This window comes from Roseivivax sp. (assembly GCF_054552075.1).
Map to the genome: position 1 here is coordinate 40,807 of NZ_JBTOLZ010000006.1, position 25,552 is coordinate 66,358.

28 protein-coding genes and 1 tRNA gene are annotated in these 25,552 nt (G+C 70.1%); 12 read left to right on the forward strand and 17 right to left on the reverse strand.

Annotated elements, in window-relative coordinates:
* Nucleotides 1-585: 585 nt before the first annotated feature.
* The 3 genes from ACX938_RS06495 to ACX938_RS06505 form a co-directional block, all read right to left on the reverse strand.
* Complete coding sequence (locus tag ACX938_RS06495; protein WP_459430433.1) at nucleotides 586-1,548, reverse strand: DUF3179 domain-containing protein; 963 nt, start codon at nucleotides 1,546-1,548, stop codon at nucleotides 586-588.
* 349 nt (nucleotides 1,549-1,897) lie between these two features.
* A complete protein-coding gene (locus tag ACX938_RS06500) occupies nucleotides 1,898-2,752 on the reverse strand; it encodes an SDR family oxidoreductase (protein ID WP_459430434.1) in 855 nt (284 codons plus the stop codon).
* On the reverse strand, nucleotides 2,749-3,345 hold the full coding sequence (locus ACX938_RS06505; RefSeq protein ID WP_459430435.1) for a TetR/AcrR family transcriptional regulator: 597 nt from the start codon (nucleotides 3,343-3,345) through the stop codon (nucleotides 2,749-2,751). Before ACX938_RS06505 ends, ACX938_RS06500 begins: the two co-directional genes overlap by 4 nt.
* A gap of 315 nt (nucleotides 3,346-3,660) precedes the next feature.
* Here ACX938_RS06505 and relB point away from each other — a divergent pair, with 315 nt between their 5' ends.
* Together relB and ACX938_RS06515 are read left to right on the forward strand one after the other, a co-directional pair.
* Nucleotides 3,661-3,954 carry a type II toxin-antitoxin system RelB family antitoxin gene (relB, locus tag ACX938_RS06510; RefSeq protein WP_459430436.1) on the forward strand — a complete coding sequence of 98 codons (294 nt, stop codon included), beginning with the start codon at nucleotides 3,661-3,663 and terminating at the stop codon, nucleotides 3,952-3,954.
* A complete protein-coding gene (locus ACX938_RS06515; RefSeq protein WP_459430437.1) occupies nucleotides 3,947-4,222 on the forward strand; it encodes a type II toxin-antitoxin system RelE/ParE family toxin in 276 nt (91 codons plus the stop codon). The genes relB and ACX938_RS06515 overlap by 8 nt, the downstream gene beginning before the upstream one ends.
* A 159-nt stretch (nucleotides 4,223-4,381) precedes the next feature.
* On the opposite strand, the gene ACX938_RS06520 is transcribed toward ACX938_RS06515, so the two are convergent.
* Together ACX938_RS06520 and ACX938_RS06525 are read right to left on the reverse strand one after the other, a co-directional pair.
* Nucleotides 4,382-4,933 carry a peptidylprolyl isomerase gene (locus tag ACX938_RS06520; protein WP_232753369.1) on the reverse strand — a complete coding sequence of 184 codons (552 nt, stop codon included), beginning with the start codon at nucleotides 4,931-4,933 and terminating at the stop codon, nucleotides 4,382-4,384.
* Entirely contained in the window at nucleotides 4,926-5,432 is a 507-nt protein-coding gene (locus ACX938_RS06525) for a peptidylprolyl isomerase (protein ID WP_459430438.1), read from the reverse strand. The genes ACX938_RS06520 and ACX938_RS06525 overlap by 8 nt, the downstream gene beginning before the upstream one ends.
* A 124-nt stretch (nucleotides 5,433-5,556) precedes the next feature.
* On the opposite strand from ACX938_RS06525, the gene ACX938_RS06530 reads away from it, so the two are divergent.
* From ACX938_RS06530 to ACX938_RS06545, 4 genes are all read left to right on the forward strand, one after another.
* A complete protein-coding gene (locus tag ACX938_RS06530) occupies nucleotides 5,557-6,744 on the forward strand; it encodes a phosphoglycerate kinase (RefSeq protein WP_459430439.1) in 1,188 nt (395 codons plus the stop codon).
* Nucleotides 6,745-6,832: 88 nt separating this feature from the next.
* Nucleotides 6,833-7,132, forward strand: coding sequence for an FtsB family cell division protein (locus ACX938_RS06535; protein WP_232753366.1), 300 nt, complete (start codon nucleotides 6,833-6,835; stop codon nucleotides 7,130-7,132).
* A 131-nt stretch (nucleotides 7,133-7,263) separates the two neighbouring features.
* Complete coding sequence (locus ACX938_RS06540; protein WP_459430440.1) at nucleotides 7,264-8,145, forward strand: hypothetical protein; 882 nt, start codon at nucleotides 7,264-7,266, stop codon at nucleotides 8,143-8,145.
* The gene (locus tag ACX938_RS06545; RefSeq protein WP_459430441.1) at nucleotides 8,142-8,891 is read left to right on the forward strand and encodes a YkgJ family cysteine cluster protein; all 750 of its coding nucleotides are present in this window, start codon (nucleotides 8,142-8,144) and stop codon (nucleotides 8,889-8,891) included. Before ACX938_RS06540 ends, ACX938_RS06545 begins: the two co-directional genes overlap by 4 nt.
* A 180-nt stretch (nucleotides 8,892-9,071) precedes the next feature.
* Here the strand turns inward: ACX938_RS06545 and ACX938_RS06550 are convergent, their stop codons facing one another.
* The gene (locus ACX938_RS06550) at nucleotides 9,072-9,332 is read right to left on the reverse strand and encodes a DUF2312 domain-containing protein (protein WP_232753363.1); all 261 of its coding nucleotides are present in this window, start codon (nucleotides 9,330-9,332) and stop codon (nucleotides 9,072-9,074) included.
* A 124-nt stretch (nucleotides 9,333-9,456) separates the two neighbouring features.
* Between ACX938_RS06550 and ACX938_RS06555 the strand changes: the two genes are divergently transcribed.
* Nucleotides 9,457-9,672 (forward strand): hypothetical protein, encoded by a 216-nt coding sequence (locus ACX938_RS06555; RefSeq protein ID WP_459430442.1) that lies wholly within the window; start codon nucleotides 9,457-9,459, stop codon nucleotides 9,670-9,672.
* 307 nt (nucleotides 9,673-9,979) lie between these two features.
* Here ACX938_RS06555 and ACX938_RS06560 read toward each other — a convergent pair whose 3' ends face one another.
* Both ACX938_RS06560 and ACX938_RS06565 read right to left on the reverse strand, forming a co-directional pair.
* Entirely contained in the window at nucleotides 9,980-11,779 is a 1,800-nt protein-coding gene (locus tag ACX938_RS06560; protein ID WP_459430443.1) for an ABC transporter transmembrane domain-containing protein, read from the reverse strand.
* A gap of 125 nt (nucleotides 11,780-11,904) precedes the next feature.
* Nucleotides 11,905-11,978 (reverse strand) — tRNA-Gly (locus ACX938_RS06565).
* 323 nt (nucleotides 11,979-12,301) lie between these two features.
* Between ACX938_RS06565 and ACX938_RS06570 the strand changes: the two genes are divergently transcribed.
* On the forward strand, nucleotides 12,302-12,961 hold the full coding sequence (locus tag ACX938_RS06570; RefSeq protein WP_232753360.1) for a hypothetical protein: 660 nt from the start codon (nucleotides 12,302-12,304) through the stop codon (nucleotides 12,959-12,961).
* 298 nt (nucleotides 12,962-13,259) lie between these two features.
* Here ACX938_RS06570 and ACX938_RS06575 read toward each other — a convergent pair whose 3' ends face one another.
* The 3 genes from ACX938_RS06575 to ACX938_RS06585 form a co-directional block, all read right to left on the reverse strand.
* The gene (locus ACX938_RS06575; protein ID WP_459430444.1) at nucleotides 13,260-13,925 is read right to left on the reverse strand and encodes an SOS response-associated peptidase; all 666 of its coding nucleotides are present in this window, start codon (nucleotides 13,923-13,925) and stop codon (nucleotides 13,260-13,262) included.
* Entirely contained in the window at nucleotides 13,925-15,130 is a 1,206-nt protein-coding gene (locus ACX938_RS06580) for a class I SAM-dependent methyltransferase (protein WP_459430445.1), read from the reverse strand. The genes ACX938_RS06575 and ACX938_RS06580 overlap by 1 nt, the downstream gene beginning before the upstream one ends.
* A gap of 844 nt (nucleotides 15,131-15,974) precedes the next feature.
* On the reverse strand, nucleotides 15,975-17,531 hold the full coding sequence (locus ACX938_RS06585) for a bifunctional metallophosphatase/5'-nucleotidase (RefSeq protein ID WP_459430446.1): 1,557 nt from the start codon (nucleotides 17,529-17,531) through the stop codon (nucleotides 15,975-15,977).
* A 132-nt stretch (nucleotides 17,532-17,663) separates the two neighbouring features.
* On the opposite strand from ACX938_RS06585, the gene ACX938_RS06590 reads away from it, so the two are divergent.
* Genes ACX938_RS06590 through arsC form a run of 3 tightly spaced genes read left to right on the forward strand, consistent with a single transcriptional unit; the run spans nucleotide 17,664 to nucleotide 19,448 of the window.
* On the forward strand, nucleotides 17,664-17,999 hold the full coding sequence (locus tag ACX938_RS06590) for a DUF952 domain-containing protein (RefSeq protein ID WP_459430447.1): 336 nt from the start codon (nucleotides 17,664-17,666) through the stop codon (nucleotides 17,997-17,999).
* A 46-nt stretch (nucleotides 18,000-18,045) separates the two neighbouring features.
* Nucleotides 18,046-19,104, forward strand: coding sequence for a quinone-dependent dihydroorotate dehydrogenase (locus ACX938_RS06595; protein WP_459430448.1), 1,059 nt, complete (start codon nucleotides 18,046-18,048; stop codon nucleotides 19,102-19,104).
* Entirely contained in the window at nucleotides 19,095-19,448 is a 354-nt protein-coding gene (arsC, locus tag ACX938_RS06600) for an arsenate reductase (glutaredoxin) (RefSeq protein ID WP_459430449.1), read from the forward strand. Before ACX938_RS06595 ends, arsC begins: the two co-directional genes overlap by 10 nt.
* A gap of 63 nt (nucleotides 19,449-19,511) precedes the next feature.
* On the opposite strand, the gene ACX938_RS06605 is transcribed toward arsC, so the two are convergent.
* From ACX938_RS06605 to rpsA, 4 genes are all read right to left on the reverse strand, one after another.
* Complete coding sequence (locus ACX938_RS06605; protein ID WP_459430450.1) at nucleotides 19,512-20,174, reverse strand: phosphoribosylanthranilate isomerase; 663 nt, start codon at nucleotides 20,172-20,174, stop codon at nucleotides 19,512-19,514.
* 82 nt (nucleotides 20,175-20,256) lie between these two features.
* Nucleotides 20,257-20,607, reverse strand: a complete 351-nt coding sequence (locus ACX938_RS06610) for a LapA family protein (protein WP_459430451.1) — start codon at nucleotides 20,605-20,607, stop codon at nucleotides 20,257-20,259.
* A gap of 6 nt (nucleotides 20,608-20,613) precedes the next feature.
* Entirely contained in the window at nucleotides 20,614-20,898 is a 285-nt protein-coding gene (gene ihfB, locus ACX938_RS06615) for an integration host factor subunit beta (RefSeq protein ID WP_459430452.1), read from the reverse strand.
* Nucleotides 20,899-21,156: 258 nt separating this feature from the next.
* A complete protein-coding gene (gene rpsA, locus ACX938_RS06620) occupies nucleotides 21,157-22,839 on the reverse strand; it encodes a 30S ribosomal protein S1 (protein WP_232753350.1) in 1,683 nt (560 codons plus the stop codon).
* A 304-nt stretch (nucleotides 22,840-23,143) separates the two neighbouring features.
* Here rpsA and ACX938_RS06625 point away from each other — a divergent pair, with 304 nt between their 5' ends.
* Entirely contained in the window at nucleotides 23,144-23,617 is a 474-nt protein-coding gene (locus ACX938_RS06625; protein ID WP_459430453.1) for a type II toxin-antitoxin system PemK/MazF family toxin, read from the forward strand.
* 171 nt (nucleotides 23,618-23,788) lie between these two features.
* Here ACX938_RS06625 and ACX938_RS06630 read toward each other — a convergent pair whose 3' ends face one another.
* Both ACX938_RS06630 and ACX938_RS06635 read right to left on the reverse strand, forming a co-directional pair.
* A complete protein-coding gene (locus ACX938_RS06630; RefSeq protein WP_459430454.1) occupies nucleotides 23,789-24,862 on the reverse strand; it encodes a hypothetical protein in 1,074 nt (357 codons plus the stop codon).
* Nucleotides 24,862-25,482, reverse strand: coding sequence for a (d)CMP kinase (locus ACX938_RS06635; RefSeq protein WP_232753348.1), 621 nt, complete (start codon nucleotides 25,480-25,482; stop codon nucleotides 24,862-24,864). The genes ACX938_RS06630 and ACX938_RS06635 overlap by 1 nt, the downstream gene beginning before the upstream one ends.
* Between the last annotated feature and the right edge of the window lie 70 nt (nucleotides 25,483-25,552).

A 25,552-nucleotide genomic window follows, 5' to 3' on the forward strand; every position in this document is an offset into this window, starting at 1 on the left:
CTTTCGCGCTTGGTGCGGGCGTTGGTGAGGCGTTCGCTGGGGTTTGCGCCGGGCGCGGGTTTTCGACCCAGGTAAGGCGCCGTTGGGCGCGCGCTTTGGGCGTGGGTGAGGCGTCGTTGGGCGACGGGTGAGAAGTCATTTCCCGCCCCCGCCTACATTTCCCCGCACCTTTGCGCGCTCCCCAAGGCGGCAGCCCGATCTCGCCCGACGCGCCACCCTTCCCAATTGCCCCTCTTGCGCCCGAATAGCACCGAAGGTGCCGGGCGCGCGCCGGACCGGCCCCTTGGGCCGGCGCTCTTGTGGGCGAAGCGCATAGATTGCCGCTAGCCCTGACCTTGCCGGGATAAAGCACGCAGCTCAGAGGTCAGCAGCGCCGGCCCCCGGTCCGGCGCGCGCCCTTTCATTGTGAAGGGAGTGCCGGGGTGTGGCCCCGGGAGGGCGCGCCAGGACGGGTCAGGTCAGGAAGGGCGTCGAGGCGGCGACGGCTCGGACCACGAGGCAACTGCGAGGTTCGCCTCCACGGCTAGTCCAGTACCAGGCCGGGATTCGCCTCCACGCTTAATACCGCGACACACCCAGCCCCCCTCACCTCCCCAGCATCCAGCGCCCCTCCGGCCAGAAGGCATGAAACGCAAAGGCGAACAGCACGTCATGCGCCACGTCCCGCCCGCGTCCGTCGCGGACCCGGATCGCGCCGACGTCCCGGCCTTGCGCGATTCGCGCGGTGTCCAGCGCCGAGGCCTGGGTGTCGGCCCAGAGAAGCGTCACGCCGGCCTCCTCGATCCGGCCCTCGCGGGCCAGCCGGGTCATCGGCCAGGCGCGGTCTCCGACCCGCACCACCCGCTCCAGCGCCGGGATGCCATGCGGCGGCGGATCGCCCGAATAGAGAAACGGTCGCTTGGAGCTGTCGTAGCGCTGGTAGGGGTTGCGCCCGTAGTCGCGGGGATAGGCGGGCTGCGCCATGACCAGACCCTCGGGATGGGCGGCGCGGAAGGCCGCGAAGCTCTCCATCCAGGAGGGCAGCTGGCGCAGCTCGCGCCCGGTCATCTCGCCGACGATGCCCTCGCCCAGGGCCTGCTGCCACCAGCTTTCGGTCTGCCGGTCATACATCACCATGTCGGAGTTGCGCAGCTTGCCGGTCACCCCGAAGCTCAAGACCCGCCCGCCGAGCCGGCGGTCGAAGACCATGGCCGAATTGCAGAGCGGACAATAGGTCACCGCCACCGGCAGCCCGCCGATGCGGTCGTTCACGATCTCATGCCAGGTGAGATAGCGCAGCGGGTAGGCACGTGGCGTGGCGCCCTCGAGTGCCACGGTAATCACCGGCTCGCGCGGCTCGAGGCGCGCCCCGCCCACCGCGACGAAGCTCGGATCGGAGAGCGCCGGGATCCCGTCCTTGCCCGGCCCGCCCGAGATGATCTCGGACCAGCTGCCGACCGAGGCGCGGGAGAAATCGGTCTCGGGCCATTCGCTGCGCCAGAAGCCGGGATCGGCGGCGGCGGCGGCGGCGGTCGAGACGAAGAGGCAGAGAACTAAGGCGCGCAACATGTGACGATCCTCCCTTGGTGGTCTCCATGAAGCACCCCGGGCGGGGGTCCGCGCAATCGCCGGCACGGCCATGTGATCACGTGAGAGCAGGCGGGATCGGCGGCGGGGCGGGTGTCGTGGCGCCCGGAGAGCGCCCGCGGGCTGCGATTGGGCGCGGCCGAAGCGCCGCACAGCTTCAATGACTCACCGAGGGACCGCCCCCTTGTCGCGATCGGGCGCCGAGCGGAACCGCCGCGCGCCCTCACCGAAGCACGATGCGCCCGCCCTGCCCCGCCGTTACCCGCCGCGCGACGCCCCCGCACCCTCGCAAAAAGGCCCAGGCGGCCCAATCCGTCCGGGCTCTAGAGCCTCACGGCAGGAACTGCGCCACCACCGCGCGCTGCTGCTTCAGACCGTCGGGGTCGAGGCCGGTCTTCAGCCGGGTGAACTCCTCGGACCATTCCGAGGTGCGGATCCGCAGCGGCGGCTCCTCGGCGGAGAGCGCCTGCATGACCACCTCGGCCACCTCCTCGGCGCTTTGCGAGGCGCCGTAGGCCTGACGCTCCGTCGCGCCCGAGATGTAGCGCTGCAGGACCGGCAGGTATTCGTCCTCGAGCAGGCCGCCGGTGGCCTCGAGCTGGCCCATCACGGTGTTGACGAACTCGGTCGCGATGCCGCCGGGCTCGACGGCGGTGAACTGGATGCCGAAGGCCGGCGTGATGTAGCTTGCCATGGCCTCGGTCAGCCCTTCTACGGCGAATTTCGCGCCGCAGTAGACCTCGTTGAAGGGCTGGCCCACCAGCCCGCCGACCGAGGTGATGTTGATCACATGGCCGCTCCGGGCCGCGCGCATATGCGGCATGACCGCCTTGGTGCAGCGCATGACGCCGGTGAAATTGATGTCGACGATGCGCTCGAGATCGGCCTCCTCGGCCTGCTCCAGGCTGCGCACGTAGCCCATGCCGGCGTTGTTGATCAGCACGTCGATGCGGCCCTCGCGGCGGACCACGGTCTCGACCGCCTCGGTGACCGAGGCGCTGTCCTGCACGTCGAGTTGCAGAACCTCGAGCGCGACGCCCGCGGCCTCGGCGGCGGCGTCGAGCTGGCCGCGTTTGTCGGTGTTGCGCATGCTGGCATAGACCCGGTGACCCGCCGCCGCAGCCTGGGTCGCGATGGCGACGCCGAGGCCGGTGGAGGTGCCGGTGACGAGGATGACTTTGCTCATGTGATCTGTCCTGATCCTTGGGTGTTGGCGATGGAGAGCCAGACCCTCTCGAAGGTCCGGGTGATGATCTCGGTGGTGATCGGCTGGCCGGCGATGACCGCCCCGCGCGCGAGGTGCAGCGCCGGCGCCACCAGGAGCAGCGACAGGAGCCCGTCCTCGAGCGGCGCCAGCGTGCCGTCCTCGACCCCGCGCCGCAGAAGCGCCGCGATGTCGGCGGCATAGCCGTCGGCCACGGCCTGCTGTTCGGGCAGCAGGAGCTTGGCGCTCGAGGCGTATTCGAGGAACAGGAAGTCCTGCGGCCGGGTCCGCACGAAGTCGAACATGCCGAACCACATCTCGCGCACCAGAGCGGCGCTGTCGGCCTGGTCCCGGCCGCGGGTGACGCTGTCGTGGAACTCGGATTTGAGCTGCAGGTAGACCTGCCGGAGCATGTCGTCCTTGTCGGCGAAATGCACGTAGACCGTGCCCGCCGAGACCCGCGCCCGCTTGACGATCCCGGCCACGCTGATCGCCGCGATGCCGTGCTCGACGGTCTCCGCGACCACCGCGTCCTGCAGCTTCCTGCGGGTCCGATCCTTGCTGTTGGGCGGCATGGCCTGTCCTTTCCTGGGTGAGGGGCAGGTATGATAATGAATATTCATTATCAAGTAGGGTGGAGTGGATTTTGGCGCGGGGGCGCGGCGGTAGCGTTGGGGATTGCGGTTAATGCGCTGAGATGAGGCGTCTTTTCAGGGCCGCCCGCCCTGCCCGCGCCGAAAGGCCCAGCGATGACGCCCACCTTGGACCGCTGGAACTCCATTCCCCAGGCGCTCGTCAGCCCCGGCCACCAAACGCACCAAACCACCGCAAAAACTTGAGTGTATCTCAATTGAGACCTACACTTCCGGCACCACACAGGAGACCCCGCCATGCCCGCTCAAACCTCGATGCTGCACGTCCGCGTCGACGACCGCCTGAAGGCGGAGGCCGCCGAGGCCCTCTCGGATGTCGGTCTGACCCTCTCGGATGCGGTGCGCATCCTTCTGACGCGGGTCGCCGCCGAGGGCGGCCTGCCGGCCGGGCTGACCGCGGACCCGGAAAGATACGACGCCTGGTTCCGAGCCAAGGTGCAGGAGGCGCTGGCCGACCCGCGCCCGGCAACGCCGCACGATCAGGTCATGCAAGAGGCGCGCGCGGCGATCGACAAGAAGCGTCGTGCCTGACCTGATATGGCAGGCCAGCGCGGTGGGCGACCTAATGGCCATCGTCGACTACATCTCGGACGACAGCCCGGAGCGCGCCACCGCCCTGCTGGATGAGATCGAGGCCAAGGTCGCGCAGCTCCCGGCGCATCCGAAGCGCTGCCGCCCGGGCCGGGTCGAGGGCACGCGGGAACTGGTCGTCCGACCCAATTACATCGTGGTCTATGCCGAGGACGCATCGACGGTGCGGGTGCTGCGCGTTCTGCACGCGGCGCAGATGTGGCCGTGAGCGGCCTTGGACCGGCGAGGGGTCATTAGATCCCCGACCCCAGCGACGTCCTGAAAACCGCCGGACCGTTACGCAGTCCAACCAAGCTGACTTCCATCCCCCACAAACCAAAAGGGCCCCCCGCAGGAGGCCCCTTCCCGATCTCTCTACCCCTACCCGTCACTCCGTGACGCGCACGGCCTCCATGCGGTCGGGGGTGCCGGTCACCGCGCCGTTCGGGCCGGTGCCGCGGGTGATGGCGTCGACGACCTCCATACCCTCGGTCACCTCGCCCACGACGGTGTATTGGCCGTCGAGGAAGGGCCCCGGCGCGAACATGATGAAGAACTGCGAGTTGGCGCTGTCGGGCGACTGCGCGCGGGCCATGCCCACCACGCCGCGCTCGAAGGCCAGGTCGGAGAACTCCGCCGGCAGATCGGCCAGGTCCGAGCCGCCCCGGCCCGCCATGCGCAGGTCGCCGCCCGCCTTGCCGAACTCCACGTCGCCGGTCTGCGCCATGAAGCCGTCGATCACCCGGTGGAAGACCACCTCGTCATAGGCACCGGCCTCGGCCAGCTCGGTGATCCGGGTCACATGCTGGGGCGCGACCTCCTCGAAGAGGTCGATCACCACGGTGCCATTGGCGCCCTCGCCCGCGACGTCGATCTCGATCCCGGTGGCGAAGGCCGGGCCGGCGGCGACAAGCGCCAGGAGCGCGCTGAGCTTACGCATCGGCGGCCACCGTCATGCTCAGCATCCGGTCAGGGTTCGCCGGCGGCTCGCCGCGGGTGATCGCATCGACATGCTCCATCCCCGAGACCACCCGGCCGTAGACCGTGTATTGCCCGTTCAGGAAGTGGTTGTCCTTGAAGTTGATGAAGAACTGCGAGTTCGCCGAGTTCGGGTTCTGGCTGCGCGCCGCGCCGATGGTGCCGCGGTCGTGCGGCAGCTTGGAGAACTCCGCCGGCAGGTCGGGCTTGTCCGAGCCGCCGGTGCCGGCCATGCGCAGGTTGAAATCGCCCTCGGCATTGCCGTTGGCCACATCGCCGGTCTGCGCCATGAAGCCGTCGATCACCCGGTGGAAGACCACGTTGTCATAGGCGCCTTCGCGGGCCAGCTCCTTCATGCGGGCGACGTGCTGCGGCGCCACGTCGGGCAGCAGCTCGATGGTGACGGTGCCATCCTTCAGCTCGATGAGAATGGTGTTTTCCGGATCCTTGATATCGGCCATGCGCGTCTCCTTCATCTCTGTCGCGCCCTAGGTAGCCCTGCCATGGCCGCCCCGCAAGGCAGGCGTTGACGCCGGGGCGCGCGCTTGCGATGCACCGCGCAAGGCATCTCGAACGGAGGATGACATGGCCTGGAAGACACTCGACCAGATGGATCTCGACGGCAAGCGGGTGCTGACCCGGGTCGACATCAACGTGCCCGTGGAAGAGGGCCGCGTCACCGACGCCACCCGGATCGAGCGCATCGCGCCGACGATCCGCGACATCCTGGACAAGGGCGGCCGCCCGATCCTGCTCGCGCATTTCGGCCGGCCCAAGGGCCAGGTCGTCGAGGACATGAGCCTGGCGCCGCTGGTGCCCGCGCTCGAGGCGGCCTTCGGCGCCGAGGTGGTCTTCGTCGCAGACTGCCGCGGCCCCGCCGCCGAGGCCGCCGCCGAGGCGCTGACCCCGGGCCAGGTGCTGCTCTGCGAGAACACCCGCTTCCACGCCGGCGAAGAGAAGAACGACGCCGATCTGGCCGCCGAGATGGCCAAGCTCGGCGATGTCTACGTCAACGACGCCTTCTCGGCGGCCCATCGCGCCCATGCCTCGACCGAGGCCATCGCCCATCACCTGCCCGCCTGCGCCGGGCGGCTGATGGAGGCCGAGCTCTCCGCGCTCGAGGCCGCGCTCGGCGATCCCCGGCGCCCGGTGGCCGCGGTGGTCGGCGGGGCCAAGGTCTCGACCAAGCTCGACCTGCTGTCCAACCTCATCGCCCGGGTCGACATGCTGATCATCGGCGGCGGCATGGCCAATACCTTCCTCGCCGCCCAGGGCATCGACGTCGGCAAGTCGCTCTGCGAGCACGAGATGACCGGCACCGCCCGCGAGATCGCCGAGAAGGCCGCGGCGGGCGGCTGCGAGATCCTTCTGCCGCGCGACGTGGTCGTCGCCCGCGAGTTCAAGGCCGGCGCCGCCCACGAGGTCGTCAAGGCCGAGGCCTGCCCGGCGGACGCGATGATCCTCGACGCCGGGCCCGACAGCATCGCCCACGTCAAGGAGGTCATCGACCGCGCCGCCACGCTGATCTGGAACGGCCCGCTCGGCGCCTTCGAGATCGCCCCCTTCGACGCTGCCACCAATGCCGCCGCCGATCACGCCGCGGCGCGCACCGCCGCCGGAGAGCTGACCTCGGTCGCGGGCGGCGGCGACACGGTCGCGGCGCTCAACAAGGCCGGCGCCGCCGAGCGGTTCTCCTATATCTCGACCGCCGGCGGGGCCTTCCTCGAGTGGATGGAGGGCAAGACCCTGCCGGGCGTTGCGGCATTGGGGTAACACCCGCGATTATCCGGATTCCCCAAGGGCATGGCGCGTGGCATAGTCGCGCCATGCACCCGTCAGAGGTGCTGCACGAGGCAGAGCCATGACCAAACATTCCCGTCCCGCCCTCGGCGGCCTGTTGTTCTTCGCCTTCCTGATCTCGGTCGGCGCCTATTTCGCCTTTGCCGCGGTGCAGGGCGACTACGGCATCTTCCGCCGTGCCGAGATCGAGGTCGAGGCCAAGGAGCTCGAGACCGAGCTGGCCGCGCTCGAAGCCGAGGTCGCGCGGATGGAGAACCTGACCCGGCGGCTCTCGGACGATTACCTCGACCTCGACCTTCTGGACGAACGCGCCCGCGAGGTGCTGGGGCTCCTGCGCCACGACGAGGTGGTGGTGCGCTGAGCCCGAGGGGGCCTCCGAGGCCCCGCCGCGACACCCGCCCGCGCCTGGCCCGCAGGCCCTCGGGAAATGGTTTCGCTCGTCGCCAAAGCCCGTATAGTTCGAGACCGAGGAACGAGGACAAGTCCCGATCCATGCAGGTAATTCTCCATACGGGCGTGCATTTCACCGACGAGGGCCGCTTCCTGAAGGGCATGCAGCGCAACGCGCCGCTCCTGCGCGAGGCGGGCGTCGCGGTGCCCGGCCCCAGCCGCTACCGCACGCTTCTGTCCGAGGCCGCGCATCGGCTCGCCGGCGGCGCGCCCGCACCCGAAGCCCGCGAGGTGCTGCTTGACGGGCTGCTCGACGAGGACCCAGAGGGCGTCTCGCGGATCGTGCTCAGCCATCCCAACTTCTTCTCGGTGCCGAAGCTCGCCATGCAGGGCGGCCGCCCCTACCGCAAGGCCGAGGAGCGCATCGAGGTCATCAAGACGCTGTTCGAGGGCGACAGCCTGGAGGTTTTCATGGGCCTGCGCGACCCCTCGGGGTTCCTGCAGAACGCCTACCGCGAGGGCGCGGCCCAGGATTTCGCCGAGTTCCTCGACGGGGCCGACCCCGACGCCTTCCGCTGGTCGGAGCTGATCACGCGGCTGCGCGCGGCCCATCCCGACGTGCCGCTGACGGTCTGGTGCAACGAGGATTCCCCGATCATCTGGGGCGAGATCCTGCGCGCCGCCGCGGACTTCGACGAAAGCCGCAAGCTGCGCGGCGCCTTCGACCTGCTGCACGACATCATGGCCGCCGAGGGCATGAAGCGCTTCCGCGCCTATCTGCACATGCATCCCACGATGACCGAGCGCCAGAAGCGCCGGGTGATGCTGGCCTTCCTCGACAAATACGCCCAGGACGAGGCCCTCGAGGAAGAGCTCGACCTGCCCGGCTGGGACGGCGACCGGGTGGCCCGGCTGAGCGATCTCTACGAAGAGGACATGCGCGTGGTGGCGGGCGTCGACGGGCTGAGGTTCCTCGCCCCATGAGCCCCGGCAAGACCCGCCCGCCCCGCGACATCCCCGGCCTGCGCAAGGCGGTGCGCCGGGTCAGCCTGCCCGGCGGCCAGGGCGGCGCCATGGCGCGGGCGCGCAAGATGCTGGATCTCTACCTCGAGACCGCCGAGGCCCATGGCCAGAGCTTCGAGGCCACCGCCAAGGCCCTGCGCGCGGGCCATGCCGCGCTGCGCATCGGCGGCGCCGAACTCGAGGCCCAGGCGACCCGCCCCGGCGGCCCGGCCGCACGCGCGGCCTGTTCGGCGGGCTGCGCCTGGTGCTGCGTGCTCTCGGGCCCCGACGGCGGGGTGATCCTCGAGGCCGAGGCCCGCCGCGTGCATGCCGCGCTGGCGCCCTTGGCGGGCCAGCCCGACGGGCGCGACTGGATGCCCAAAGCCTGCCCGGCGCTCGACCCCGAGACCCGGATGTGCCGGATCTACGAGGCCCGCCCGATGATCTGCCGCAGCTACCTCTCCGAAGACGCCGAGGCCTGCCGCGAGATCGCGCATGGCACGCCCGCCCCCGGCCCCGGGGTGCTGGGCGCCCAGGGGCTCTACCTCGCGGTGCAGGCCCTGGCGCGCGCCGCGCTGCGCGGGCTGACCCAGGTGCCGACCTACGCCCTCGCACGCGTCGCCGAAGGCGCGCTTGGCGGTGAAAGCGAGGCCGAGGCGCTCGCCGCCGCCCGCCACGCCGCGCCGGTCCTGAACGAGGAACGCGCCCGCCTCGGCGGCGGCCTCTGAGCGCAGAGGCTCGGGAAAAGGCGCCACGACCCGGCAAAAGGCGCACCCCACTGCCAGCCCCGGCGCAGACCCCATAAAAAACGGCGCCCGGCAGCCCCCTCCCCTCACGGGACAGGAGCCCTCCCCGGACGCCGCCACATCTCCAGCCGCCCCGCCAGATCCCCGGCGAGGTGCCGCGCCTCAGCCCATGCCGAGCGCGGATTTATACATGTCGAGGATCGCCTCTTCCTCGGCGATGTCGTCGGGCTCGCGCTTGCGCAGCGCGATCACCTTGCGCATCACCTTGGTGTCATAGCCGCGGGCCTTGGCCTCGGCCATGACCTCCTTCTGCTGCTCGGCGACGTCCTTCTTCTCTTCCTCGAGCCGCTCGAAGCGCTCGATGAACTGGCGCAGCTCGCCCGCCGCGACCCCGTATTGATCCGATCCCTGGGAATCGTCCATGACTGCCTCCTGTTCGGTGTGACGGTTCCGGTAGCCTGCGCGCCGGCCCGCGGCAAGGGGGGTTGCCGGCGCCAGGGCGATCCTTTACCGGCTCGACGCGCATCACCTGCCGAAAGGACCTGCCATGGAGGCCTTGATCTGGGGCGGCGCCGCCCTGTCGCTCCTGGGGCTCGCGGGCCTCGTCTATGCCATCGTGACCGTCGCCCGCGCGCGCCGGACGACATCCGACGACGAGGCGCTGCGCGCAGTCCTGCGCCGCGCCCTGCCGATCAACCTCGGCGCGCTCCTGCTGTCGGTCCTGGGCCTGATGATGGTGATCCTGGGCATCTTCCTCGGCTAAAATCACCGCCGCCCCACGCATCACCGTCCACAGCCCGCCCCCTCCCCCGAAGCGCCACCCACCTTTGGCCTGACCGGGCCCCAAATACTCCGGGAGCGCGAGGGCAGAGCTCTCGCTCCGGCCGGGCGGGCCTCAATGGCCCGGTCGGCCGGATGGCCAGCCCAAACCCCAAAGCCAAAAGCTCCAACGCCAAAAACCCAAGCCCACCCCCAGGCCTGACCGGGCACAAAATACTCCGGGAGCGCGAGGGCAGCGCCCTCGCTCCGGCCGAACGGGCCTCGATGGCCCGGCCGGACGGACAGACCCGCTACTCCGCCGCGATCCCGTCGGTGAACTGCAGCCGCGCCAGCCGGGCGTAGAGCCCGCCCTCGGCGACCAGCGCGTCGTGGTGGCCGGTGGCGACGATCCGGCCGCCCTCCATGACCACGATCCGGTCGGCCTTCTTCACCGTCGCCAGCCGGTGCGCGACGATGATCGTGGTGCGCCCTTCCGCGAGTTGGTCCACCGCCTCCTGCACCGCGCGTTCGCTCTCGGCATCGAGCGCCGAGGTCGCCTCGTCCAGAAGCAGCACCGGCGCGTCGCGCAGGATCGCCCGGGCGATGGCGATGCGCTGCTTCTGCCCGCCCGAGAGCATCACCCCGCGCTCGCCGAGCCAGCTGTCGTAGCCCTCGGGCAGGGCGGCGATGAAGTCATGCGCGGCGGCGGCGCGGGCGGCGGCCTCGATTTCGGCGTCGCTGGCCTCGGGGCGGCCGAAGCGGATGTTCTCGCGCGCCGAGGCGGCGAAGATCACCGGGTCCTGGGGCACCAGCGCGACATGGCGGCGGAAGTCAGCGCGCGCCAGCGTCTCGAGCCCCTGCCCGTCGAGCGTGATCCGCCCCGCGTCGGGGTCGTAGAACCGCAGGAGAAGCTGGATGATCGTGCTCTTGCCCGCCCCCGAGGGGCCGACCAGCGCCACGGTCTCGCCGGGCTTGATGGTCAGCGACACGGCATCCAGCGCCGAGGTCTCGGGCCGGGCGGGATAGGCGAAGGTCACCTCCTCGAAGCCGATCGCGCCCGCGACCGGCTCGGCGAGCCGCGCGGGCGTCTCGGGCTCGCGGATGGCGTCCTCGGTCTCCAAAAGCTCGACCAGCCGCTCGGTGGCACCCGCGGCGCGCTGCAGCTCGCCGATGACCTCGGAAAGCGCCGCGACCGAGCCCGCGACCATGACCGAGTAGATCACGAATTGCACCAGGGCGCCGACGCTCATCTCTCCGGCGCGGACGTCCCAGGCGCCCATCCAGAGGACGCCGACGATGCCGGAGAAGACCAGGAAGATGACGATGGCGGTCATCAGCGCGCGGGTCCAGATCCGCCGCCGGGCGGCGTCGAAGCTCTGTTCGGTGACATCGGCGAAGGCCCGCTGCGAGATCGCCTCGTGGGTGAAGGCCTGCACCGCCTGCACCGACAGAAGCGCCTCGGAGGCATTGCCCGAAGAGGCCGCGATCCAGTCCTGGTTCTCGCGGCTGAGCCGGCGCAGCTTGCGCCCGAGCGTCAGGATCGGCACCACCACCAGGGGCACGATCAGCAGCACCATGAGCGTCAGCTTCCAGGAGGTGACCAGCATCAGCGCCAGCCCGCCCGCGAAGATCAACAGGTTGCGCAGCGCGATCGAGATCGAGGAGCCGATGACCGAGAGGATCAGCGTGGTGTCGGTGGTGATCCGGCTCAGGACCTCGCCGGTCATGATCTTCTCGTAGAAGGCCGGCGAAAGGCCGATGACCCGGTCGAAGACCGCCATGCGGATGTCGGCGACCACGCGCTCGCCGAGCCGGGTGACCAGCGCGTAGCGCAGCGCCGTGCCCAGGGCCAGGAGCCCCGCGATCACCAGCGCGGCCATGAAGTAGCGGTCGAGCAGCGCCGCCTCGCCGCCCTCGAAGTTGTCGACCACCCGGCGCACCGCCATGGGCAGCACCAGCGAGACCGCCGCGGTCAGCGTCAGCGCCAGGAGCGCGGCGCTCAGAAGCCCGCGGTAGGGCCGCACGAAGGGCCAGAGCCGCCCCAGCGTTCCGAGCCGTTTCGACCTTGCGCGCTCGTCCGAGCCCTGTCCGTTGCTGCCCTCGCGCGCCATCGGCCCTCCGCGTGTTGAACGAGGCTGGTTTTGGCAGGTAAGCCCCGCCGCTTCAAGCGCGGGCGCCGCGGCCTTTTTGCCCCTCTCGCGGGTTTTTGGGCGGCTTTGCGGGATCGGGGGGAAGCTGGAGCGGGCAGCGGGAATCGAACCCGCACCAAGAGCTTGGAAGGCTCGTGTGATACCATTTCACCATGCCCGCCCGGGCATGTCCTTCGCCTATGCCATGCGCCCGGCACGGTCAAGCGGTTGTGGCGGGGCGCCCGCGGTGGTCTGCGCGGGGCGAGGGCGCCCGGGCCTTGGCGCCCGGCCTCTCGCCCTGTCCGCCCCGGGCCCGGCGCCGCGCGCCCGGTCCCTCCGGTAAGGTCGGCCCTGCCTCCCCCATCCTGTGCCACCCCGGCCACGCCGCGCCCGCCAGGCCTCCCCCCAGCCCCCCGAAGCCACATTTTCGCCGCAATCCCGGGGTAGCGACTTTGGTTCTGATGTCACTGGCGGGGGCCAGGTGCGAGTTCGAGGAGCTGGCTTATGCTTCGCAAGACGCTGACAACCGCGGCGCTCTCGGCGGCGATGCTGTCCGGGACGATGGCCGCTGCGCAATCCAACGGTATTTCCGAGACCTTCGAGGTGGTGATGCTGGGCTACGGGTATTTCCCCGAGGTCGCCCATGCCGGCCCCGAGGATTCGGTGCGCTTCTACAACGCCTCCGACGTGCCCATGGCCGCGACCGCGCTCGACGGCAGCTGGTCGACCGGGCTGGTCCTGCCGGGCGAGGCCTTCATCCTCGCGGTGACCGACGAGACCGGCGAGGTGGTGACGCGCGATTTCGACAACTCGGTGCCGGACGTGCAGATGCTGAGCGAGGGCACCGCCGCGGGCGAGACCGTGGACGCGGTCGAGCCGGTCGACACCACCACCGAGCAGATCGTGGCCTATGGCCGGATCGAGACCGAGGAGGCCGCGCCGGATTTCCTCGATGACGGCGGCAGCCCGATCAGCGACGCCACCGCAACGGCGACCTATGGCGCGCCGGATGTGGACACCGACGGCGACGGCGATCCCGACGGCTACGACTGGGAGGCGATGTTCCGCCCCGAGCCCGACGGCCAGACCGGCTACGGCGCGCTCGACGACACCCAGTCCACGCAGGATGACGCCGGGGTCTCCGACGCGACGACGCAGCCGTAAGCGGGCGGCGTTCTCCGGGCGCTGAGGCCGCCCGTGACAGGGTTTCAGAGAATAACGGGGCCGCCGAAAGCGGTGGCCTCGATTCGGGCGGCTGCCCTGACTTGAGCGCCGGCCGCGCGTTGAGTGCCAACCGGATCTCCAGCGAGAACATTCTGCCGGGGCGCGCGCCCCGCGCGGGCCCTGTCGCAAAAAAGACAGCCGGTCGCCCTGCCCCGCCGACCGCTTGGCGGCGCCCTGCCCCGGCGGCCGCTTACCGCCGCGCCCTGCCCCGGCCACCACTTTGCGACCGCTCCGCCCCTCAGTCCTCGATCGGCTCGATCAGCTCCGGGCCCGCGGCGCGGTTGGAGTTCACCTTCCGGTCGACCCGATGCGCGGTCAGCGTCTCCTCCGGCGCGGGGCGCATCAGGGGCGCCGCGCCCTTGCCCTCTTCGCCCAGCCAGAGCGCCCAATCCTCTGGCGCCAGCACCACCGGCATCCGGTGGTGGATCCGCCCCATTTGCTCATTGGCCGCACAGGTCACGATGGCGGCGGTGCGCAGGTGCTGGCCCTCCGCCTCCCAGTCCTGCCAAAGGGCCGCGAAGGCCAGGGGCGCGCCGTTCTGCCGGGTGATATACCAGGGGTAGCGCACCCCTTCGGCATCCTTGGTCCATTCGTAGAAGCCCGTCGCCGGGATCAGCGCCCGGCGGCTGCGCGCGGCGGCGCGGAAGGCGGGTTTCTCGGCCAGGGTCTCGGCCCGGGCGTTGATCAGGAGCGGCCCGTCGTTCGGCGCCTTGTACCAATGCGGGATGAAGCCCCAGCGCATGGATTCGAGCTGCCGCCCGGCCTCGCCCAGGTGGATCACATGCACCGGATTCGTCGGGCAGACGTTGTAGTTCGGCACCTCCGGCAGGTCGTTGGCCGGGCGCGCCTCGAAAAGCTGCGCCATGGCGTCCTGCGGCAGGGTGACGGCGAAGCGCCCGCACATCAGTCGGCCCTCCGCAGAAGACCCGAGTAGAGCAGCACCCCCCAGGGCGCGAGCTGCGCCTCGACGCCCTGCCAGAGCCCGCCGAAGGCCAGGGGATCGAGCCGCGCGCGGGCGGCGATCTCGGCCAGGCTGCGGCGCCCGTCGATGGCGGCGATGAGCGGGGCCGCGCGCGGCTCGAGCCGCAGCGGCACCCGCGTGCCGCCGGCGGTCAGCGCCGGGCGCTTGCCGTCGGAGACCGCCCGCGCCAGGGCCGCCGGATCGAGCCCGCGCAGATGCGGCACCCGGGTCAGCGAGCGCCCCTCGGCGGGTTTCGGCGGGGTGACATTGCCGGGCACCAGGTAGGCGTTGTGCAGCTTCAGCGTGCCGCGCAGCTTCTCCGCCAGCGCCGCGCGGTCGAGCGGCGGCAGATCGGCGCCCTCGGGGGTGATCCGCTCCAGCTCGTAAAGTGCCGGCGTCGCGAAGCTCGCCAGCTGCCAGCCGGTGCGCGCCAGCGCCTCGGCGAGGTCGGTGACGCTATAGGCGCGGTCCTGGCTGTGCAGGAGCAGGTCGTAGAAGCCCGCGTCGCTTTGCTCGTGATCGACGAGGTTGCGGTTGGCGCGGAAGGGATGGCCCTCGGGCAGCGCCGCCACGATCTGCCGCGCGCGCTCGAGCCGGGCTTCGGGCGGCAACCCCTCGAACAGCGCGCCGAAGGCCTCCTGCAGGGGGTAGACCCCGGAGCGGCCATAGGGCGCATAGACCATGATCCCCGCCCCGCCGCCCGGCGCCAGCGCCGCGCGTAAAGCCCGGAAGCCCTGGTCGGGTTCGGGCAGATGGTGCAGCACCCCGCAGCAGTCGATGTAGTCGAAGCGCCCGAAGTCCGGCGCATCGAGGAGGCTCGCCTGGTGGAAGGTGATCCCGCTCAGCCCGCGCGCCTCGGCCCGGGCCTCGGCCACCGCGCGGGCGCGTTCGGAGAGGTCGAGATAGGTGATCCGGTAGGGCCGCCTGGCGCTGGTCAGGACCTGGGCGAGCTGGATGAGCCCGTCCCCGGTGCCGCCCCCGGCGACCAGGATGCGGATCTCGCGCGACCAGTCGCGGGTGCCGCCCCAGAGGAAATGGTCCATCTCCAGGGGATGCGAGGGCGAGCCGGTGATCAGCCGGCGCGCCTCCTCGGCGGGGTCGCGCTCGGGGTAGGGATAGGCCTCGTATTGTTCCTGAACGCTGACCATGGATCTCCGCCGGGCTGCGGCCCCCGGTCGGGCCGGTGCCGGTCTGTCTGAGGGCTGTCTGCCGGGCGGCGGGCCGCCCTTTCCGACAGGTCTACCCAAGCGCAGGGCGCGGGGAAATCCCCCTTGGCGGGGGAATGTGGGGGGATGGGTTTGGTTGCGGCTGATCAGCCGGTTGTGGCGGGCGGCGGGCGGCGTTGCCTGTGCGAGTGGCGCGCGCCATGGCCCTTCCCAAGCGGGCGGCGGACGCGCGCCGGATGCGATCGTCGCTCAGACCAGCAGGCTTTCCGGTTCGAGCGCTGTCACGGTGAGAGGACGGGCCAACGGTCTCCTTCTCCCCCGCGCCGTGTCCTACTCTCCCCGAGCGGGCGTCGGGCGCGCGCCGGGCCGGGGACTGGCGCTACGACAGACGAGCGGCAGCGCTTTATGGCGGCCATGTTCCTCCACAAGACGAGCGATGCGCGCCACCCACAAGAGCGCCAGGCCGAGGGGCCGGCCAGGCGCGCGCCCGGCGCCTGCGGCGCTGTTCGGGCGCAAGGGGGGGGCGTGGGGTGGTGAGGTTGGGTTGGGATTTGAGGCGGAGTGCTGGGCGGCCGGGACTGCTAGTCCAGCCGGCGACTGGGGTTTGCCTGCGCAAGTGCCGGGATTGGGCGGGCGCTAGACGTCTCCCGTCCAACTCGCGCTCAAGCGTCACCAATACAGGCCTCCAGCGCCTTCCTCTTGAAAGCCCCTCATCCCCAAAGCCACGCGCCCCTACCCCAAGAACCCCAAACAAAAAAGACCCCCGCCAACCGGCGGGGGCCCAAAACCGCACGACGGGAGGCCCCAAAAGCCCCCCGCCAGCGCCTTACTTCATCGTGATCCGCCCGTCGGTATAGGGCGCATAGGGGCCGTTCTCGGCCAGGTATTCCGCCGTCACATCGGCCAGGTCCGGGCCGAAGTCATAGGCGTCCTGGGCGTCGATGAACATCCGGTAGCCGTCGCCGCCGTTGCGGACGTAGTTGTTCGACACCACGCCGTACATCTTGTTCGCCTCGAGCGGCGCGCCGCCGACCATGATCTCGGAGACCCGCGCGCCGGGCTCGGCGGCGGCATCCACGGTGAAGCTCATGCCCGCGACCTGGGGGAAGCGGCCGGCGCCTTCCTCGATCTGGCCGACACCGTTCTCCAAGGCCTCCTTCAGCACCGCGCCCGAGACCCGGAAGGTCGAGAGCGTGTTCTGGAAGGGCAGCACCGTCAGCACCTCGCCCATGGTCACCTCGCCCGCGTCGATCGAGGCGCGCAGGCCGCCGGAGTTGGCGATGGCGACCTCGATGCCCTGGTCGGCCACCCGGTCGAGCATGGCGTCGGCGACGAGGTTGCCCATCTGGCACTCCATCGCACGGCAGACGTCGCGCGAGCCCTCGATCGCGGCCTCGGTCTCGGCCACCACCTCGTTGCGGATCTCGTCGAGCGGCACGGCCGCCTCGGAGATGCGCGCCACCGTGGCCTCGTCCTCGCTGACCGCGGCGTCGAGCAGGTTCGGCTGGCCCGACGCCTCGGTCACATTGCCCGCGTCGTCGAAGGTCACCGAGAGCTCGCCCAGGAACTTGCCGTAGGCATAGGCCTGCACGATGGCGGTCTCGCCCACCATGGTGGGATAGGGGCCCGCGGCACCGTCCATGTCGCCCAGGAGCGTGTTGGAATGGCCGCCGACGATCACGTCGACGCCGGTGGTCTCCTCGGCGACCCGCTGGTCGACCCCGTAGCCCGAATGCGAGAGCACCACGATCTTGTTGATGCCCGCCTCGGTGAGCTTGTCGACCTCGCCCTGCACGGCGTCGACCGGATCGGTGAAGATCACGTTCGGGCCGGGGCTCGCCAGCTCGTCGGTGTCCTGCGGCGTCAGACCGATGAGGCCGATCTTCTCGCCGCCCTTCTCGATCACCGTGGACTTCATGATGGCATCGGCGAGCTCGGGCTCCTGGCTGACGTCGGCGTTGGACATCAGCACCGGGAACTCGACCGCATCGATGAAGCCGCGCAGCACCTCGGGGCCGTCGTCGAACTCGTGGTTGCCCACGGTCATCGCGTCGTAGCCCATCTGGTTCATCATCTCGGCGGCGAGCTTGCCCTTGTAGTAGGTGTAGAAGAGCGTGCCCTGGAACTGGTCGCCGCCGTCGACCAGCAGCGGGTTCTCGACCCGGTCGCGCGCCGCCTCGATGGCGGTCACGAGCCGCGCGGAGCCGCCGAAGCATTCGCCGGCCTCGTTGTCCTCTGCCGCGCAGGTCGAATCGTATTTGGAAATCGGCTCAAACCGCGCGTGGAAATCATTCGTGTGAAGAATGGTCATTGTATACTCGGCCTGGGCCGCGCCCGCGACAAGCGCGAGCCCGGCAACGCCGGAAAGAAGTCGGATCGACATGGAAACCTCTCTGTCGGAAGGATCGTGATTTGATCGTGCTACGCGCGCGGCGCTCTGTCAAAGCTGCCGTGGCGCCGCCCTTGCCCCGCGCGCGGTCTTGACCGACCCCGGCGAACCCGGCATGTCCGCGGCATGCTGATTTACAAGATCCTGCGCGCCGAGGAATGGGCCGCGCTCGAGGCCGAGGGCGAGACCGGCGGCGCGCCGATCGACCTGGCCGACGGCTACGTGCATTTCTCCACCGCCGAACAGGCCGCCGAGACCGCGGCCAAGCATTTCGCCGGCGCCGAGGGGCTGAAGCTCCTGGCCTATGACGCCGAAAGCCTGCCCGAGCTGCGCTGGGAGCCCTCGCGCGGAGGGCAGCTTTTTCCGCATCTCTACGCGCCGCTCCGCCGCGACCAGGCGCTCTGGGTGGCGGATCTGCCGCTCGGCCCCGAGGGCCACGTCTTCCCGCCCGAGATGCGATGACCCCGCGGCGCCGCCCCTGCCCCGCCGCCAGACCGGAGACCCCGCGATGAGGCTCACCGAACGCGCCGGCATGGCCCTCCTGCACCGCGTCGACCCCGAGCGCGCCCATGGGCTGGCGCTGACCGCGCTCCGCGCCGGCGTCGCGCCCTCGCCGGGGCTGCTGACCTCGGACCGGCTGGCCTGCGAGCTGGCCGGGCTGCGGCTGCCGAACCCGCTGGGCCTGGCCGCGGGCTTCGACAAGAACGCCGAGGCGCTGCGCGGGCTGTCGCGCGCGGGCTTCGGCTTTCTCGAGGTCGGCGCCGCCACCCCGCGCCCGCAGCCGGGCAACCCCCGCCCGCGGCTCTTCCGGCTCTCGCAGGATCACGCGGCGATCAACCGCTTCGGCTTCAACAACGACGGGATGGAGAGCATCGCCGCCCGGCTCGAGACCCGGCCCCGCGACGCGGTGATCGGGCTCAACCTCGGGGCCAACAAGGACAGCGCCGACCGCGCGGGCGATTTCGCCCGGGTGCTGGCGCGCACCAGCGCGACGCTGGATTTCGCGACGGTCAATGTCTCCTCGCCCAACACCGAGAAGCTGCGCGACCTGCAGGGCAAGGAGGCGCTGGCGGCGCTTCTGGCCGGGGTGCTCGAGACCCGCGACACCCTGCCCCGGCGGCTGCCGATCTTCCTGAAGATCGCGCCGGACCTCGACCCCGAGGGCCTGAAGGACGTGGCCGAGGTCGCCACGGCGGCGGGCGTCGACGGGATCATCGCCACCAATACCACGCTCTCGCGCGAAGGGCTCATCTCGCCCCAGGCGCAGGAGGTCGGCGGGCTCTCGGGCCGGCCGCTCTTCGACCGCTCGACGCGGGTGCTGGCGCGGCTCTCGGAGCTGACCGAAGGGCGGATGCCCTTGGTCGGCGTCGGCGGCATCGAGACCGTCGAGACCGCCTTCGAGAAGATCCGCGCCGGGGCCTCGGCGCTGCAGCTCTACACCGCGCTGGTCTACGGCGGGCTCGGCCTCGTGCGTGAGATCGTCGAGGGGCTGGACGCGCGGCTCGCCGCCGAGGGCTTCGCCTCGGTCGCCGAGGCCCGGGGCACGGGGCGCGCGGCATGGCTCTAGAGTTCTGGCACAACCCGCGCTGTTCGAAGTCCCGCGCGGCGCTCGCGCTTCTGGAGGAGCGCGGCGTGGCGCTGAACCTGCGCCGCTACCTCGACACGCCGCCCGACCAGGAGGAGCTGCGCGCCCTGGCGGCCAAGCTCGACCGCCCGGTGATCGAGATGGTGCGGGTGAAAGAGGCGGGCTTCAAGGCCGCCGGGCTGACCCGGGAAAGCAGCGAGGACGCGCTCTTCGCCGCCATGGCCGCCGATCCCAAGCTGATCGAACGCCCGGTGCTGATCGGCCAGGAGCGCGCCGCGATCGGGCGGCCGCCCGAGGCGGTCCTGGCGCTGATCGAGGACGATTGAGCGGGGAACGCCCCGGGATCGCAAGATAAAACTGCCGTCAGAGAGCCCCGCGGGCGCCCCGGTTCAGAGCCGCGGCACCGCGCCCGCGCCCTGGGCGCTCTCGATGAAGGCGCGGATCTTGCCCGCATCCTTCAGCCCCGGCTCGGACTCCACGCCGGACGACACGTCGAGCTGCACCGCCCCGGTCATGCTGACCGCGCGGCCCGCGTTCTCGGGCGTCAGCCCGCCCGCGAGCATCCAGGGCACCGGCCAGCGCCGCCCCTGCACCAGCCGCCAGTCGAAGGCCAGACCGTTGCCGCCGGGCAGCGGCGCGCCCGCGGGCGCCTTGGCGTCGATCAGGAGCTGGTCGGCCACCCGGCCATAAGCCGCGACCTCGGCGAGGTCGGCCTCGGAAGAGACCCCCAGCGCCTTCATCACCGGCAGGCCCATGCGGGCGCGGATCTCGGCCACCCGCTCGGGGCTTTCGCGGCCGTGCAGCTGGATCATGTCGAGCGGCACTTCCGCCAGCACCGCGTCCAGAAGCGCATCCTCGGGCGAGACGAAAAGCCCGACCTTGGCGCGGCCGATCGGCGCCGAGAGCGCCAGCGCCCGGCCCTGGGCGACCTCGACGTTGCGGGGGGATTTCGGGAAGAAGACGAAGCCCAGGTAGGCCGCGCCCGCCTCGGCGGCGGCGGCGACATCGGCTTCGCGCGTCAGCCCGCAGATTTTCACGCGCACATCGGGCACGGGGCGGATCCTGCTTGTCTTGTGTCGTCACGGCGAAGGGCCAAGGGGCGCGCGCGGGCGCACCCCTGCCCGGACCCGGGGTCTAGCTCGCCTGATCGAGAATGGCGAGCACCTCGTCCTTGTCCTTGTCACGCTCGTTCTGGGTGCGCTTCAGCTCGCGCTCGAGCCGGCGCACCTCGCGGTTCTTCTGCGCCGCCTCGGCGCGGTGCTTGTGTTCGCGCAGCCATTCCCAGGCGAAGCCCAGCATCAGCCCCGAGACGATGCCGAGGAAGATCACCAGGAACAGCGGCAGCGACACCGAGTGCTGCACGCCCAGAAGCTCGGCCAGGTCGCCGGGCAGGAGCTGCAGCGTGACCAGGCCGCGATTGGCCAGCGCCACGGCGATCAGCACCACCGCCACGGCGGCAAGGAAGGCGTAACGAATGTATCTCATGGGGGCTCAGGCCTTTCCGTTCAGCCGGTCGCGTAGGAGCTTGCCGGTCTTGAAGAAGGGGACGTGTTTTTCCTCGACCTCGACCGCCTCGCCGGTGCGCGGGTTGCGCCCGGTGCGGGCGTCGCGCTTCTTCACCGAGAAGGCGCCGAAGCCGCGCAGCTCGACCCGGTCTCCGCGCGCCATGGCGCCGATGATCTCTTCGAAGATCGTGTTCACGATCCGCTCCACGTCACGTTGATAGAGATGCGGATTCTCATCCGCGATCTTCTGGATCAGTTCCGATCGGATCATCCCTCATCCCTCCCAGGCACACGCAGTTGTCGCGTGTTTGTTTCCCACGACTATAGGGCGGGGCGGGCGAGCGCGAAACCAATTCCTGCCGGTTTTGGGTCGCGAATCCGCATACTTGGCGGAAATCGCGCCATGAGCGCGCCCCGCGGGCGCATGGGCGGCAAGGCCACCGGCCGGGGGCGGCTCGGGCGATTCGGCCAAGAAAAAGGCCCCGGTCGCGGGGACCGGGGCCTTTCTCGTGCGATGATCGCGGGGCGATCAGTCGTCGTTCTGCTTGAGCGCCGCGCCCAGGATGTCGCCGAGCGATGCACCGGAATCCGAGGAGCCGTACTGCTCCACCGCTTCCTTCTCTTCGGCGATCTCGCGAGCCTTGATCGACAGACCCAGGCGGCGCGACTTCATGTCGACGTTGGTGACGCGGACGTCCACCTTGTTGCCGACCGAGAAGCGCTCGGGGCGCTGCTCTGCGCGGTCACGCGACAGGTCGGAGCGGCGGATGAAGGACTTCATGCCCTCGTATTCCACCTCGATGCCGCCGTCCTCGATCGCGGTCACTTCCACGGTGACGATCGAGCCGCGCTTCACGCCGCCGGTCGCCTCGGCGAATTTGTCGCCGCCCAGTGCCTTGATCGAGAGCGAGATGCGCTCCTTCTCGGTGTCGGTCTCCTGGACCACCGCCTTGACCACGTCGCCCTTGCGGTAGTTCTGGATCGCGTCCTCGCCGCGCTCTTCCCAGGACAGGTCCGAAAGGTGGACCATGCCGTCGATGTCGCCCTCGAGGCCGATGAACAGACCGAATTCGGTGATGTTCTTGACCTCGCCTTCGACCTCGGTGCCCGGGGGGAACTGCTCGTCGAAGACTTCCCAGGGGTTGCGCATGGTCTGCTTGAGACCCAGCGACACGCGGCGCTTGGCCGGGTCGATCTCGAGAACCATGACGTCCACTTCCTGGGAGGTGGAGACGATCTTGCCCGGATGGACGTTCTTCTTGGTCCAGGACATCTCGGAGACGTGCACCAGACCCTCAACACCCGGCTCCAGCTCCACGAAGGCGCCGTAGTCGGTGATGTTGGTCACGCGGCCGGTGTGGACCGAGGACAGCGGGTACTTGGCGCCCACCAGATCCCAGGGATCTTCCTGCAGCTGCTTCATGCCGAGGCTGATGCGATGGGTCTCGCGGTTGATCTTGATGACCTGCACCTTGACCGTCTCGCCGATCGAGAGGATCTCGGAGGGGTGGTTCACCCGGCGCCATGCCATGTCGGTGACGTGCAAGAGGCCGTCGACACCGCCGAGATCGACGAAGGCGCCGTATTCGGTGATGTTCTTGACCACGCCGTCGACCGCCTGGCCCTCTTCGAGGTTGGCGATGACTTCGGCGCGCTGCTCGGCACGGCTCTCCTCGAGGATGGCGCGGCGCGAGACAACGATGTTGCCGCGGCGACGGTCCATCTTGAGGATCTGGAACGGCTGCTTGAGACCCATGAGCGGGCCGGCGTCACGCACCGGGCGCACGTCGACCTGGCTGCCCGGCAGGAAGGCCACGGCGCCGCCGAGGTCGACGGTGAAGCCGCCCTTGACGCGGCCGAAGATCGCGCCTTCGACGCGGGCGTCGTCGGCATAGGCCTTCTCGAGACGGTCCCAGGCTTCCTCGCGGCGTGCCATCTCGCGGCTGAGGACGGCCTCGCCGCGGGCGTTCTCGGCCGCGCGCAGATAGACCTCGACCTCGTCGCCGACGGTGATGTCCGCGGATTCGCCCGGGTTGGCGAATTCCTTGAGCTCGACGCGGCCTTCCATCTTGTAGCCGACGTCGATGATGGCCTGGCCCGCCTCGACGGCGATGACCTTGCCCTTGACGACAGAGCCCTCGTCGGGCGTGTCCATTTCGAGGCTTTCGTTCAGGAGGGCCTCGAATTCCTCCATAGATGCGTTCTGAGCCATGTGGCGTCTGGTTCCTTTACGTCATTCTATTCCGGCCGCGCGGTTGTCTCCGCCGGTCTTTGGGTTGGTCCTTGGCCCGCAAAACAAAGAGGGCCGGACGGGGCCGACCCTGCTCGCCTCACTCTTCGCTTCGCGGCGTTTGCGCCTTTTCGACGCGCGCGTGTCTACTCCCGGGAGGCGGCTTTGGCAAGCCCCGGCGGGGGTGTGACGGGGGAATGCGCAGGACGGAGCGTGAGATGGGCAGTTTTGGCCAATCCGACTATCGTCATGACAAAAACAACCTTAACGTGCATAATGCGTATTAATGATTGACCATACGGCGAGGCGCCGGCGCAGCCCGGTCGTCCCTGCCATTTACGAGCAAAACGCAGTGCCGATTAAATACTTTCCCCGCGCCGGCCAGGTATTGGTTTGCAGCTTTCGCGGCTTCGAAGTGCCTGAAATGGTGAAAACAAGGCCGGTCATGGTCATCTCACCGCGCCTGCCCCACCGCAGCCAAATCGTGACGATCGTTCCGATCAGCACCTCACCGCCTCTGCACGACCTGCCGTTCGTGGTGCGCCTATCCAAAAACTACCATCCGAACGAGCGTGACGATCTCCCGTGCTGGGCCAAGTGCGACATGGTGATGAACCTCAGCCGTGAGCGCCTGGACGGCTTCAAGATCGACCGCCGGAAATGGGCCACGCCCCATGCTTCCGCGGATAACCTGAAGGCGGTGCAGACAGGAGTTGTTTACGGTCTTGGCATAGAACACTTGCTGGCAAGCACCGACTAGCCTACTTTTAAGGGGTATCCCGGTCATCGGGCTTTAAGACCTAGAGTACTAGGCAGGTTGGCCATCGGGCGATGACAAGCCCTGGTCAACCTAGGTTTTCGAAGGCAAGCCCCCCGCTTTGGCGGGGGTTTGTTTTTTCGGGCCGAGGCCCTGCCCCACCTCAGGACGCCCCTACCCTTCCCCGTCATGGGCGGCGAAGAAGGCGCGGGCCTCGGGGTCAGGCTCGGTCCGCTGCGAGACGTTCAGCCGGTTCTTGTTCTTCCAGTTGGTGCTCACCCCGCGGCAGTGCAGGTAGCGCAGCCCCTTGGCGGGGAACCGCTGCAGAAGCGACAGCCGCTCAAGCGTGTGGATGTCCCAGCTCGCCCCGCCCAGGGGGCCCGAGGGATCGAGGCACCATTTCGTCGGGCTGGGCTTCGGCGGGCGGTAGCGGAAGTGGTGGTCGGCATGGGTGAAGGGCGCCGCGGCGTCGGGCGGCGGGCTCATCCATTCGCCGGCGATCTGCACGAAGCCCAGCCGCGCGGCGCGGGCGCGTTCGAAGACGTTGTCGCCAAGGACGATCTCGTCGATGTCGGCGTTCAGCACCGCCCCGGCCCGGTCGAGCCCGCGCAGCCTCAGCGCGTTGAACAGCGCGGTCTGCAGGTATTTCTCGGTGCGGCGGTAGGGCTTCAGCCCGACCGGCCCGTAGGGGAAGGGCGCCTCGAAGACCAGCGGCGTCACGCCCGCGCCCTCGAGCGCCGCACCGATCTCGCCGGGCGCGTAGCGGCTCGAGCCGTTGTCGATCACCGCCACCGCCTCGAGCCCGTGCACCCGCCGGGTCAGCCGGGCGTGTTCGGCGATCCAGGCCAGGTCGTTGTCCTTGTTGATGCAGAAATGCACCCGCGCGCCGTCGATCCCGGGCAGCCCCGCCTGAGCGACCAGCGTGCCGCCCTGCCAGTCGCCGATCTGCACCTCGATGCGGTCGGGCGCATGGGCGGCGAGGATCTCGAGCACCGCGTGCCGCCGGTAGCGGCGATGTGCCCGGATCGAGGCGGGCTTGCCGTCGAGCCGGTAGTCGGCCCCCAGAACCGCGCCGGCCAGGTTGTTCAGCGGCGGGCAAACCAGGTGCACCACGCCCTGCCGCCAGATCGCGTCGTACCAGAAGGTCTCGGCGTCGAAGCCCGCCTCGTAGCCCTCGGGCCGGTAGGCGGGCTTGACCGCCGAGGCGCGGCGCAGATGCGCGGGAAAGGCCAGCCGGTGGAACTGCATCAGCGCGCCCTGCGGCCGCCCGCCCCTTCGATCGCCGCCACGGCGGCGGCCACGGCCTCCTCGACGCTGAGCCGGGTCGTGTCGATCTCGACGGCATCCTCGGCCGGGCGCAAGGGCGCATCGGCCCGGCCCATGTCGCGGGCGTCGCGGGCGCGCACGTCCTCAAGGACCTTGTCGTAATCGACCTCGGTGCCCGCGGCGACATATTCCTGGAAGCGCCGGCGCGCGCGGGTCTCGGGGGTGGCCACGACAAACAGCTTCGCCTCGGCCTCCGGGCAGATCACCGTGCCGATGTCGCGCCCGTCCAGCACCGCCCCGCCGTCGCGCCGGGCGAAGGCGCGCTGGAAATCCACCAGCGCGGCGCGGACCTCGGGGATCGCCGCCACCTTGGAGGCCGCCTCGCCCGCCTCGGGGCTGCGCAGACCCTCGGCCTCGAGATCCTCCGGTCGCAGGTCGCGGGCGGCGGCCACGGGTTCCTCGCCCAGGAGCATCCGCTTGCCCACGGCGCGATAGAGCAGCCCGGTGTCGAGATGCGCGCAGCCGAAGAGCCGGGCGACCTCGCGCGAGATCGTGCCCTTGCCCGAGGCGGCGGGTCCGTCGATGGCGATGGTGAAGGCCATGGCGAGGCTCCTTCCTTCGGTCGGTGTCGCGGCGGGCGGCCTTCGGGCCGCGGCCCCCGCGCGCGGCAGG

Excerpts from the sequence above, each read along its gene's own strand:
- ACX938_RS06495 (WP_459430433.1), bottom strand. The coding sequence starts at position 1,548 with ATGTTGCGCGCCTTAGTTCTCTGCCTCTTCGTCTCGACCGCCGCCGCC.
- ACX938_RS06500 (WP_459430434.1), bottom strand. The coding sequence starts at position 2,752 with ATGAGCAAAGTCATCCTCGTCACCGGCACCTCCACCGGCCTCGGCGTC.
- ACX938_RS06505 (WP_459430435.1), bottom strand. The coding sequence starts at position 3,345 with ATGCCGCCCAACAGCAAGGATCGGACCCGCAGGAAGCTGCAGGACGCG.
- relB (WP_459430436.1), top strand. The coding sequence starts at position 3,661 with ATGCCCGCTCAAACCTCGATGCTGCACGTCCGCGTCGACGACCGCCTG.
- ACX938_RS06520 (WP_232753369.1), bottom strand. The coding sequence starts at position 4,933 with ATGCGTAAGCTCAGCGCGCTCCTGGCGCTTGTCGCCGCCGGCCCGGCC.
- ACX938_RS06525 (WP_459430438.1), bottom strand. The coding sequence starts at position 5,432 with ATGGCCGATATCAAGGATCCGGAAAACACCATTCTCATCGAGCTGAAG.
- ACX938_RS06530 (WP_459430439.1), top strand. The coding sequence starts at position 5,557 with ATGGCCTGGAAGACACTCGACCAGATGGATCTCGACGGCAAGCGGGTG.
- ACX938_RS06535 (WP_232753366.1), top strand. The coding sequence starts at position 6,833 with ATGACCAAACATTCCCGTCCCGCCCTCGGCGGCCTGTTGTTCTTCGCC.
- ACX938_RS06540 (WP_459430440.1), top strand. The coding sequence starts at position 7,264 with ATGCAGGTAATTCTCCATACGGGCGTGCATTTCACCGACGAGGGCCGC.
- ACX938_RS06545 (WP_459430441.1), top strand. The coding sequence starts at position 8,142 with ATGAGCCCCGGCAAGACCCGCCCGCCCCGCGACATCCCCGGCCTGCGC.
- ACX938_RS06550 (WP_232753363.1), bottom strand. The coding sequence starts at position 9,332 with ATGGACGATTCCCAGGGATCGGATCAATACGGGGTCGCGGCGGGCGAG.
- ACX938_RS06555 (WP_459430442.1), top strand. The coding sequence starts at position 9,457 with ATGGAGGCCTTGATCTGGGGCGGCGCCGCCCTGTCGCTCCTGGGGCTC.
- ACX938_RS06560 (WP_459430443.1), bottom strand. The coding sequence starts at position 11,779 with ATGGCGCGCGAGGGCAGCAACGGACAGGGCTCGGACGAGCGCGCAAGG.
- ACX938_RS06570 (WP_232753360.1), top strand. The coding sequence starts at position 12,302 with ATGCTTCGCAAGACGCTGACAACCGCGGCGCTCTCGGCGGCGATGCTG.
- ACX938_RS06575 (WP_459430444.1), bottom strand. The coding sequence starts at position 13,925 with ATGTGCGGGCGCTTCGCCGTCACCCTGCCGCAGGACGCCATGGCGCAG.
- ACX938_RS06580 (WP_459430445.1), bottom strand. The coding sequence starts at position 15,130 with ATGGTCAGCGTTCAGGAACAATACGAGGCCTATCCCTACCCCGAGCGC.
- ACX938_RS06585 (WP_459430446.1), bottom strand. The coding sequence starts at position 17,531 with ATGTCGATCCGACTTCTTTCCGGCGTTGCCGGGCTCGCGCTTGTCGCG.
- ACX938_RS06590 (WP_459430447.1), top strand. The coding sequence starts at position 17,664 with ATGCTGATTTACAAGATCCTGCGCGCCGAGGAATGGGCCGCGCTCGAG.
- ACX938_RS06595 (WP_459430448.1), top strand. The coding sequence starts at position 18,046 with ATGAGGCTCACCGAACGCGCCGGCATGGCCCTCCTGCACCGCGTCGAC.
- arsC (WP_459430449.1), top strand. The coding sequence starts at position 19,095 with ATGGCTCTAGAGTTCTGGCACAACCCGCGCTGTTCGAAGTCCCGCGCG.
- ACX938_RS06610 (WP_459430451.1), bottom strand. The coding sequence starts at position 20,607 with ATGAGATACATTCGTTACGCCTTCCTTGCCGCCGTGGCGGTGGTGCTG.
- ihfB (WP_459430452.1), bottom strand. The coding sequence starts at position 20,898 with ATGATCCGATCGGAACTGATCCAGAAGATCGCGGATGAGAATCCGCAT.
- rpsA (WP_232753350.1), bottom strand. The coding sequence starts at position 22,839 with ATGGCTCAGAACGCATCTATGGAGGAATTCGAGGCCCTCCTGAACGAA.
- ACX938_RS06625 (WP_459430453.1), top strand. The coding sequence starts at position 23,144 with ATGATTGACCATACGGCGAGGCGCCGGCGCAGCCCGGTCGTCCCTGCC.
- ACX938_RS06630 (WP_459430454.1), bottom strand. The coding sequence starts at position 24,862 with ATGCAGTTCCACCGGCTGGCCTTTCCCGCGCATCTGCGCCGCGCCTCG.
- ACX938_RS06635 (WP_232753348.1), bottom strand. The coding sequence starts at position 25,482 with ATGGCCTTCACCATCGCCATCGACGGACCCGCCGCCTCGGGCAAGGGC.